The following is an 8563-nucleotide window of genomic DNA, read 5'->3' on the forward strand; positions in this document are numbered from 1 at the left end:
GACCCTGCTGCTGGTCTCGCTCGCCCGGCGGCTGCCGCTGTTCGAGGAGGCCACGCTGCTGGCGCTCGCCGCCGGACTCCTCTACGGCCTCCAGGACGCGCTCACCCGCACCACCACCCAGCGCCTCGACCACGACGGGCTGGCCGCCGTGCTGCGCAGCTGGCAGCCGTACGCGGTGGTGGTGGCGGGCGTGGTCGGACTGCTGCTGGTGCAGAGCGCCTTCGAGGCCGCACCGCTGCGGATGTCCCTGCCCGCGCTGACCGCCGCCCAGCCGCTGTCCGGGATCGCCTGCGCGGTCGGCTTCCTCGGCGACCGGCTGCGGGTGACCCCGGGGGCGCTGGCCTGGCAGGCCGTCGGCCTGCTGGCCATCGTGACCGGGGTGATCGTGATCGGACGGCACCCCGCCCTGCCCGGTACCACTGCCCGCGACGCCCTGGAGAGCATCGGGGCGCCACCGGAGGACGAGCCCGACGACGGTGACGGTGACGACCGCTAGGAGCGCGTCGCGGCCATCGCTCCATCCGTGTCCTGCTCGACGGCCTCGGCGCCCCCGTGGCCGCGGAGGCGGTCCATCTCCCGCCACTCCGGCCGCAGCCCGGTGAGTGTCGTGGTGGCGAAGTAGAGGACCCCGGCCGTGAGCAGGCTGGGTATCAGGCCCACGAGGGCGACGGCCCCGCCGGCGAGGAGGCCGCCGAGCGGGATGCCGGCCCAGGAGAGGGAGCCGATGAGGGCCTGCACCCGGCCGAGGAGGTGACGGGGAATCCGCTCGAAGAGGACCGCGCCGATGATCGGGTTGAGGAAGCCGGAGCCGAAGCCGCCGACCGCGAAGACCGTGATCACCACCCACATCGGCGCGTCGAACACGAGAACCAGGTAGCGCGGTGCTCCGGCGAGCAGGAAGCCGACGAAGAAGACCGTTCGGCGGGGCAGTCGGTGGGCGAGGGCCGCCGCGATCAGGCTGCCGGCCACCGCCGTGATGCCCAGGGCGCTGCCGATCAGGCCGATGGCGGCCGGGCCGTTGCCGGACTCCCGGGCCCAGACCGGGACGAGCACCGTGGTGAACCCGGCGTCGAGCAGGTTGGTGATGCCGACCATCACGCTCACGGTGAGCAGCAGCGGCTCCGTCCGGAGGAAGCCGAAGCCCGCCCGGAACATCCGCCAGTAGCCACCGCTCCGGTCACCGGGCTCCGAGGGCCCAGTCAGGGAGGGCCCGGCCGGGGAAGGCTCGGCCGGGGAAGGCTCGGCCGGGGAAGGCTCGGCCGGGGCCTCGACCGCCGGGCGCCCCATGCCCTTCGGCAGCGCCAGGGCGATGATCAGCGACCCGAGCGCGAAGGTGCCCGCGTTGACCGCCAGCCCGGCCAGCGGCCCGATCACGGCGACCAGCCCGCCGCCGGCCGCCGGACCGATCGTGGAGGCGAGCCGCTCGGTGACGCCCGAGAGCCCGGTGGCGCGCTCCATCGGCACCCGGGCGCGGTCGGCCGCCTCGGGCACCATGACCGACTTGGCCAAGTCCCCCGGGCCGCGCATCGCGCCGATCACCGCGACCATCACCAGCAGCAGCCAGAACGGCAGCAGCCCGCGCGCGTGCAGCAGCGGGATCAGCCCGGCCGCGACGGCGCTCACCGCGTCCGTCGTCCAGGACACCACGCGTGGCCCGAGCCGGTCGACCAGTGGCCCGGTTAACGCCTTGACCAGCACGTACGGCGCCATCTCGGCGAAGGCGACCAGGCCGGTCATGGTGGCACTGCCGGTGGTGGCCAGGACGAACCAGGGCAGGGCGATGGCCGAGATCCGCGTCCCGGTCAGGGAGACGGCCATGGCCGCGAGCACCCCGGCCAGCGGTCGGAGGCTGCGCACGGGTGGGGACGCGACGGTGGCGCTCATTCCTCCCCCTCCGCCTTCGGATCGGGCAGCACGTGGAGCACCACGGCGACCTGCTCGGAACCCTCCGGCACCGGCTCCTCGGCGCCGACCCTGCGGTAGCGGCGGATCACCTCGGACAGCTCTCCGGACAGTTGCTCGGCCTCCTCCGGCGTGAGTTGCAGCAGCATGTCGCTGAGCTGCACCTCCTTCCGCCACTCCCGCGGCATCGTCTCGAAGGCGTCGAGCGCGCGCTGAGCGGTCAGGGTGTGGGCGGCCAGGATGGAGCGCAGGAAGCCGGCGGCCGCCTCGGGTTCCTCGTCCGCCATGTCGTCACCCGTCCAGACCGTGAGCCGGTGCGGCGAACGCCACCACCGCTCCCGGGCGGTGCCGCGCTCCTCGTCCTCCTCGACGAAGCCCGCGGCGGCGAGCTGGCGCAGGTGGTAGCTGGTGGCTCCGGAGTTGAGCCCCAGCTGTTCGGCCAGCCTCGTCGCGGTGGACGGGCCGTGCTTGCGCAGCAGCCCGACCAGTCGCACGCGCACGGGGTGGGCCATCGCCCGCATGCCCTTGGCAGTGAGGACGATGTGCGGATCGTCGCTGTGCTTCCAGCCGCTCTCTTCGGTCATGGCTCAGGAGCGTAGAACCACAAAGGACCCTTTGCAAAGGTTTTTGTGCAGAGACTTCTTTGCGGTTATCCGCGCACCGCGTCGTCGCAGCTCACGGCCGTGACGACGGCCGCCGCCCCACCGGTCGGCGGGTGCGGCGGTCCGCCGCCCAGCGGGGGGACGGCGCCCGGTTCGCGGCCAGGAGCCGGATTGTCACCCGAACGGCGGAGGGGCAATCTGGGATGAGGGCCCGCGAGACGGCCCGCCCCGGTCGGCCGCAGAACCGGTGACGGCCACCGGTGGGGCACGAGGGGCAGAGCGATGTCACGCGGGAGGTTCTGGGACTACGTCGCTTCACGGGCCCGGGTGCTCGGGGCACTCGGGGCACTCCGCGACGTGGGCGGCACGGGCGGCGTCGAGCACGAGGGTGGGGTGCGCCGCCCGCGCGGCAGTTCGGTCGAACAGGACGGCCTCGGCCCGTTCCCGCCGTTGGCGGTGGCCGGGCCCAGGCCGCTCTCCCGGTCCAAGCTGGACCGGCTGCGGTGGACCGGCCGGCACGCCGGATGCGAGCCGCAGGCCCGGCACGTCCAGGTGGCCGAGGTGGTGCGCCGGGTGGTGCGGGGCGGCGGCCGGGCGGCGGCGGTCACCGTCCGGATGGCGCCCGGGCTGCCGGTGGTGGCCGGGGACTCCCGACGGATGGAGGCCGCGATAGCGGGCCTGGTCGACCACGCGATACGGCGAAACCCGCTCGGCGACCGGGTGCTGGTCCGGGCCGAGGTCGCGGGCACCGGCCCGGATCCGGGGTCGGACCGCGCGGCCGGCCGGGGCGGATCCTCGCCCGGGCGGGCCCGGGTGGAGATCCGCGTCTCCGACCACGGCACCTACGAACCCCCCGAGGCCCGCCGGCGGCCGCCGGCCGGCCCGCGCGCCCACGGACCGGTCGGCCCGGCGCTGCACCACCTGGTGCTGGCGGCGGGCGGACGGCTCGCGGTCGAACCCACCCCCGGCGGCGGCCTGACGGTGGTGCTGCTGCTCGATGTCGCGCACGAGTAGTCGCACACCCGAGTGGTCACACACCGGACCGGCAATCGGACGGCCACCCGGCGACCACCCGGCGGGCAACCGCCGCCGAACCTAGACTTGCCCCATGCCCCGGCTCAACGACCAGGTCAGGGAACTGCTCCAGGAGTACGCCAACCTGATCAACATCGCCGGCGGGGACGCCTTCCGGGCCCGCGCCTACGAGAAGGCCGCCCGGGCGGTCGGCGGCCACCCCGAGGACCTGGCCGGCCTGGACGTCAAGGGCCTGCAGCAGATCCCCGGCGTCGGCAAGTCCACCGCCGAGAAGATCGCCGAGTACCTCGCCACCGGCCGGATCACCGCCCTGGAGACCCTGCGCGCCCGGATCCCGTCCGGCGTCCGGGAGATGATGGCCGTCCCCAGCGTCGGTCCGAAGCGTGCCCTCGCCCTCTACCGGGACCTCGGCATCACCTCCGTCGACGAACTCGCCGAGGCGGTCCGCGCCGACCGGCTGTCCGACCTGCCCGGGTTCGGCGAGCGCAGCGGCGAGAAGATCCTGCACGGCATCGAGCTGATGCGGCAGTCCGGCGGACGCGCCCTCCTCGACACCGCCACCGAACTGGCCGACCAGCTGGTCGCCGCGCTCTCCGCCGTCCCCGGCTGCACCCGCTGCGCGTACGCCGGTTCGCTGCGCCGGATGCGCGAGACGGTGGGCGACGTCGACGTGCTGGCGACCGCCGCCGACTCCGCCCCGCTGATGGCCGCGCTCGCCGAACTCCCGTACGTGGCCGAGGTGATAGCGAGCGGCCCGACCAAGACCTCGGTCCGCACCACCCAGGGCGTCCAGGTGGACCTGCGGGTCGTCCCGGAGGAGGACTGGGGCGCGGCGCTGGTCTACTTCACCGGGTCGAAGGCGCACAACATCAGACTGCGCACGATGGCCGTCCGGGCCGGGCTGAAGCTGTCGGAGTACGGGCTGTTCGAGGCCGACGGCGGCGCGAAGGTGGTGTCGGAGACCGAGGACGAGGTGTACGCGGCGCTCGGGCTGCCCTGGATCCCGCCCCCGCTGCGCGAGGACCGGGGCGAGATCGAGGCCGCCCTGAACGGTGAACTCCCGGACCTCGTCCAGGAGTCGGACCTGCGCGGCGACCTGCACACGCACACCGACCTCACCGACGGCCTGGCCACGCTGGAGGAGATGGTCGACACGGCGGCGGCGCGCGGCTACTCCTACTACGCCGTCACCGACCACGCGCCGGACCTGGTGATGCAGCGGATGACCGACGAGAAGATGCTCGCCCAGCGCGAGCAGCTTCGCCGACTCGCCGACCGGCACAAGAAGTTGCGACTGCTGCACGGCACCGAGCTGAACATCGGCCCGGACGGCGACGTGGACTGGCCGCCCGAGTTCCTGGCCTGCTTCGACGTCTGCGTGGCCTCGGTGCACTCGCACTTCACCCGCGACCGCGCCGCCCAGACCCGTCGGCTGATCCGCGCCTGCGAGAACCCGTACGTGCACGTCATCGGCCACCTCACCACTCGCCGGATCGGCCGGCGCGGACCGATCGACGTCGACCTCGACGCGGTGTTCGCCGCCGCCGCGCGCACCGGCACCGCGATCGAGATCAACGGCTCGCCGCAGCGGCTCGACCTGCGCGACGAGGACGTCCTGCGGGCCAGGCGCCACGGCGTGCGCTTCGCGATCGACAGCGACGCGCACTCCATCGGCCAACTCGCCCACCCGCGCTTCGGCGTGGGGACGGCGCAGCGCGGCTGGCTCACCGCCGAGGACGTGGTCAACACCTGGACGTGGCAGCGGCTGAAGCACTTCCTCCGCAAGGACGCACTGCGCCGGTAGCGCCCGCCGGGCGGCCCCACCGCACCAGGGGCCGCCCGCCCGCTCAGCACCCGCCGAACGAGGCCCCCGGCGAGGCCAACACCCGGGCCGCGCACCGGTGTCCGAGCCCGGCGGCCAGGTGCAGGTCCCCGGTGTCCAGGAACCCGGCCAGGAAGCCCGCCGCGAAGGCGTCCCCGGCCCCGGTGAGGTCGCGCACCTCGGCGACCGGCGGCACCGGCACCGTGAGCGCCCGCTCGCCGGGCACGTCGACGGTGGTCGCCTCGGCGCCCGACTTGGTGATCACCGTGGTGGCCGCCAGCCGGGCGCGCTCCGGCCCCGGCAGGCCGTCCACCAGCAGCCCGAGGTAGGCGGACTCGGAGCGGTTGGCGAACACGAAGGTCGGCGCCAACTCGGCCAGCAGGGCCAGGAACCGCTCCCGTCCGAACTGCTCCAGCATGCCGGTCGAGGAGGCGTCCACCGAGGTGGTGCCGCCCGCCCGCCGGACCCGGGCGAGCGCGTCCACCGCCGTCCGGCCGACGGGGTCGCCGTCGAAGGAGTAGGCGGGCACGTGCAGGTGGGTCAGGCCGGCCAGCCACTCGTCGGGGACGCGTTCCAGCAGCTTGGCGGCGCCGCGGTCGGGCAGCATGGTCCGCTCGCCGTCCTGGTCGATCAGCACCACGATGCTGCCCGTCCGGCCGCGCCGCTGCACCCGCACGTCCACGCCGTGGCCGCCGAGTTCGGCGACGACGCCGTCCCCGACCGCGTCCTCGCCGACGCAGCCGAGGAAGCGGGCCGGGTGGTGCCCGGCGGCGAAGCAGGCGACGTTGGCCGCGCTGCCGCCGCGCCGCCGGAAGACCCGGGCGTCGGAGTCGGTGCCGTGGCGCAGCGGGCCGTCGGCCCAGACCACGATGTCCTCGACGAGGTCGCCGAGCACCCCGAGCACGGGTCAGGCTCCGGTCGGGGCGGCGGCCAGGGCGGTGGCGATCTCGCCGCCGAGGCGGACGTTGCCCCGGTAGACCTCGACGTTGACCTCCAGGCTGCGGCCGCCGGTGTCGCGCTGGATGTGGTCGAGCAGGAAGGGCGTGGAGGCGTTGCCGGTGATGCCCTGGCGCTCGGCCTCGGCCCAGGCGCGGGCGAGGATGCCGTCGAGTTCCTCCGGCGGCAGCTGCTTGGCCGGGTCGACCGGGTTGGCGATCAGGACGGCCTGCGGGAGGCCGAGCCGGTCGCGGGCGTCGATGACCCTGGCGGCCTCCTCGGGCGACCGGACGCTGAAGTTGATCTCGTGGCCGGAGTCGGTGACGTAGAAGCCGGGGTACTTGCGGGTGCGGTAGCCGATGACCGGGATGTTGAGGGTCTCGAAGCGCTCCAGGGTGGCGCGGATGTCGAGGATGGACTTCACACCGGCGCTGATCACGGTGACCGGGGTGGCGGCCAGGGTGGTCATGTCGGCGGACTCGTCGAAGCTCTCCGAGGCGCCGAAGTGGACGCCGCCGAGGCCGCCGGTGGAGAAGACCCGGACGCCGACGCGGTGGGCGAGGAAGGCGGTGGCGGCGACGGTGGTGCCGCCGTGGCGGCCGAGCGCGGCGACCACGGGCAGGTCGCGCAGGCTGACCTTGTCCAGGCCGTCGGTCGCGGCCAGTTCGGTGATCTGCTCGGTGCTCAGTCCGACCGTGGGGACTCCCGCGTGCACGCCGATGGTGGCCGGGACGACGCCGGCCTTTCGCAGCTGCTCCTCGGCCTCCAGCGCGACGGCCAGGTTGCGGGGCCGGGGCAGGCCGTGGGTGAAGATCGTCGACTCCAGGGCGACCACGGGACGGCCGTCGGCGACGGCCTGCGCGACCTCCTCGGAGACCTGGATGGCGGGGGTGCTGCTGGGCAGTCCGGTCATGGTGGGAGCTTCCTGTGAGATGCCACTGCGATGGGGCAACGTGCTGGAAAGCGTATGAACGGTTCGCATCGGAATCCAGAATGAGTACTGGGGCTTCCGATAGGCGCACGCCTATCGGTCACACCTCTCAGTCACGCCTATTGATCCGCATCGGTTCACGTCAGCCCATATCGGTTCACATGGGTTCACATGGGTTCGGATTCGTTCGTGCTGGTACGCACTAGGCTGACCGCCATGGGTTTCACCTTGCGTCAGCTGGAGGTCTTCCTGACCGTCGCCGAGACGCTGCACTTCGGCCGGGCCGCCGAGCGGCTGCACATCTCGCAGCCGACGGTCAGCCAGGAGGTCGCCCGGCTGGAGCGGACCGTCGGTGTCGAGCTGTTCGACCGCAGCCGCCGTTCGGTGACCCTGACCGAGGCGGGCGAGGTGATGGCCGTCGAGAGCGCGCGGCTGCTCGGCCAGGCCGAGGAACTGCTGGCCAGGGTCCGGCTGCACGAGGAGCGACGGCTGCGGACCGCCCGGATCGTCGCCTCCCCGAGCGTGGCGAACCGGTTGCTGCCGGCCGTGGTCAGCCGGGCCGAGCAGGAGCTGCCCGCGCTCCACACCGCCGAACTCGCCGTGGACACCGGGCAGGTGTCCACCACCCTGGCCACCGAGCTCGCCGACATCGGCCTCGGCCGCTTCCTGGAGGAGGTGCCCGGCTACCGGCTGGAGCGGATCGCCGACGAGCCGGTGCGGGTCGCCCTCGGCCGGGACCACCCGCTGGCCGGACGGACCGGGCTGGGCCTGGCCGAACTGCGCGACCTGCCGCTGCTGCTGTGGCCGCGCGAGCAGCACCCGCGCTACTACGACCACGTGCTCGGCCTGTGCGCGGAGCACGGCGTCGACCCGCCGGTGCTGGTCAGCCCGCCGCGGATCGTCGGCTCCCGGCTCTACCTGCTCGCCCGCAACCGCGCCTTCTCCCTGGTGCCCGGCTCGATGACCGGCCACCTCACCGAGGACGTGGCCACCGTACGGCTGGAGGGCCGGGCCACCCTGCCGCTGGAGATGCAGTGGCGCACGGACGACCGGCGGCCCCCGCTGGCGACCCTGCGCGACCTGATCCGGCAGGAGGCCGCCGAGCTGGAGGAGGTCTGACGAACGGCGGCGGCGGGCCGGGACCACGACGGCCCAGGCTGCGGCCACCACGCCCCGGACCGGGACCACGACCACCCTTGACGCTGGCATGCCACCACCGGAAGGATGCCCGGATCACCCACCCGGCCCGTCGCAGCGCCGACCGGCCGGCCGACCCCCGGGGATCCGCCTTGGCCCTGCGCCCGCTGCTCCGCCGCGCCGCCGGATTGATCGGCG

General features: G+C 74.0%; 7 protein-coding genes and 1 pseudogene. 4 read left to right on the plus strand and 4 right to left on the minus strand.

Annotation, left to right across the window (positions count from 1 at the left end; genetic code table 11):
- A pseudogene (locus J0670_RS21980) lies at positions 1 to 496 on the plus strand (hypothetical protein); the annotation flags it as partial.
- Here J0670_RS21980 and J0670_RS21985 read toward each other — a convergent pair.
- The gene (locus tag J0670_RS21985) at positions 493 to 1884 is read right to left on the minus strand and encodes an MFS transporter (RefSeq protein ID WP_207813360.1); all 1392 of its coding nucleotides are present in this window, start codon (positions 1882 to 1884) and stop codon (positions 493 to 495) included. The pseudogene J0670_RS21980 and the gene J0670_RS21985 overlap by 4 nt on opposite strands.
- Entirely contained in the window at positions 1881 to 2486 is a 606-nt protein-coding gene (locus tag J0670_RS21990; RefSeq protein WP_207813361.1) for a transcriptional regulator, read from the minus strand. The genes J0670_RS21985 and J0670_RS21990 overlap by 4 nt, the downstream gene beginning before the upstream one ends.
- A gap of 300 nt (positions 2487 to 2786) precedes the next feature.
- On the opposite strand from J0670_RS21990, the gene J0670_RS21995 reads away from it, so the two are divergent.
- Entirely contained in the window at positions 2787 to 3518 is a 732-nt protein-coding gene (locus tag J0670_RS21995) for a hypothetical protein (protein WP_207813362.1), read from the plus strand.
- A gap of 94 nt (positions 3519 to 3612) precedes the next feature.
- Positions 3613 to 5343 (plus strand): DNA polymerase/3'-5' exonuclease PolX, encoded by a 1731-nt coding sequence (gene polX, locus J0670_RS22000; RefSeq protein WP_207813363.1) that lies wholly within the window; start codon positions 3613 to 3615, stop codon positions 5341 to 5343.
- A 43-nt stretch (positions 5344 to 5386) separates the two neighbouring features.
- Here polX and J0670_RS22005 read toward each other — a convergent pair whose 3' ends face one another.
- Entirely contained in the window at positions 5387 to 6265 is an 879-nt protein-coding gene (locus tag J0670_RS22005; protein WP_207813364.1) for a PfkB family carbohydrate kinase, read from the minus strand.
- A 3-nt stretch (positions 6266 to 6268) separates the two neighbouring features.
- Positions 6269 to 7210 carry a pseudouridine-5'-phosphate glycosidase gene (locus J0670_RS22010; protein WP_207813365.1) on the minus strand — a complete coding sequence of 314 codons (942 nt, stop codon included), beginning with the start codon at positions 7208 to 7210 and terminating at the stop codon, positions 6269 to 6271.
- Positions 7211 to 7444: 234 nt separating this feature from the next.
- On the opposite strand from J0670_RS22010, the gene J0670_RS22015 reads away from it, so the two are divergent.
- Positions 7445 to 8347, plus strand: coding sequence for a LysR family transcriptional regulator (locus tag J0670_RS22015; protein ID WP_207813366.1), 903 nt, complete (start codon positions 7445 to 7447; stop codon positions 8345 to 8347).
- The last annotated feature ends 216 nt before the right edge of the window (positions 8348 to 8563 follow it).

This window comes from Streptomyces sp. FH025, assembly GCF_017427025.1.
Classification (GTDB): Bacteria; Actinomycetota; Actinomycetes; order Streptomycetales; family Streptomycetaceae; genus Kitasatospora.

Excerpts from the sequence above, each read along its gene's own strand:
- J0670_RS21985 (WP_207813360.1), bottom strand. The coding sequence starts at position 1,884 with ATGAGCGCCACCGTCGCGTCCCCACCCGTGCGCAGCCTCCGACCGCTG.
- J0670_RS21990 (WP_207813361.1), bottom strand. The coding sequence starts at position 2,486 with ATGACCGAAGAGAGCGGCTGGAAGCACAGCGACGATCCGCACATCGTC.
- J0670_RS21995 (WP_207813362.1), top strand. The coding sequence starts at position 2,787 with ATGTCACGCGGGAGGTTCTGGGACTACGTCGCTTCACGGGCCCGGGTG.
- polX (WP_207813363.1), top strand. The coding sequence starts at position 3,613 with ATGCCCCGGCTCAACGACCAGGTCAGGGAACTGCTCCAGGAGTACGCC.
- J0670_RS22010 (WP_207813365.1), bottom strand. The coding sequence starts at position 7,210 with ATGACCGGACTGCCCAGCAGCACCCCCGCCATCCAGGTCTCCGAGGAG.
- J0670_RS22015 (WP_207813366.1), top strand. The coding sequence starts at position 7,445 with ATGGGTTTCACCTTGCGTCAGCTGGAGGTCTTCCTGACCGTCGCCGAG.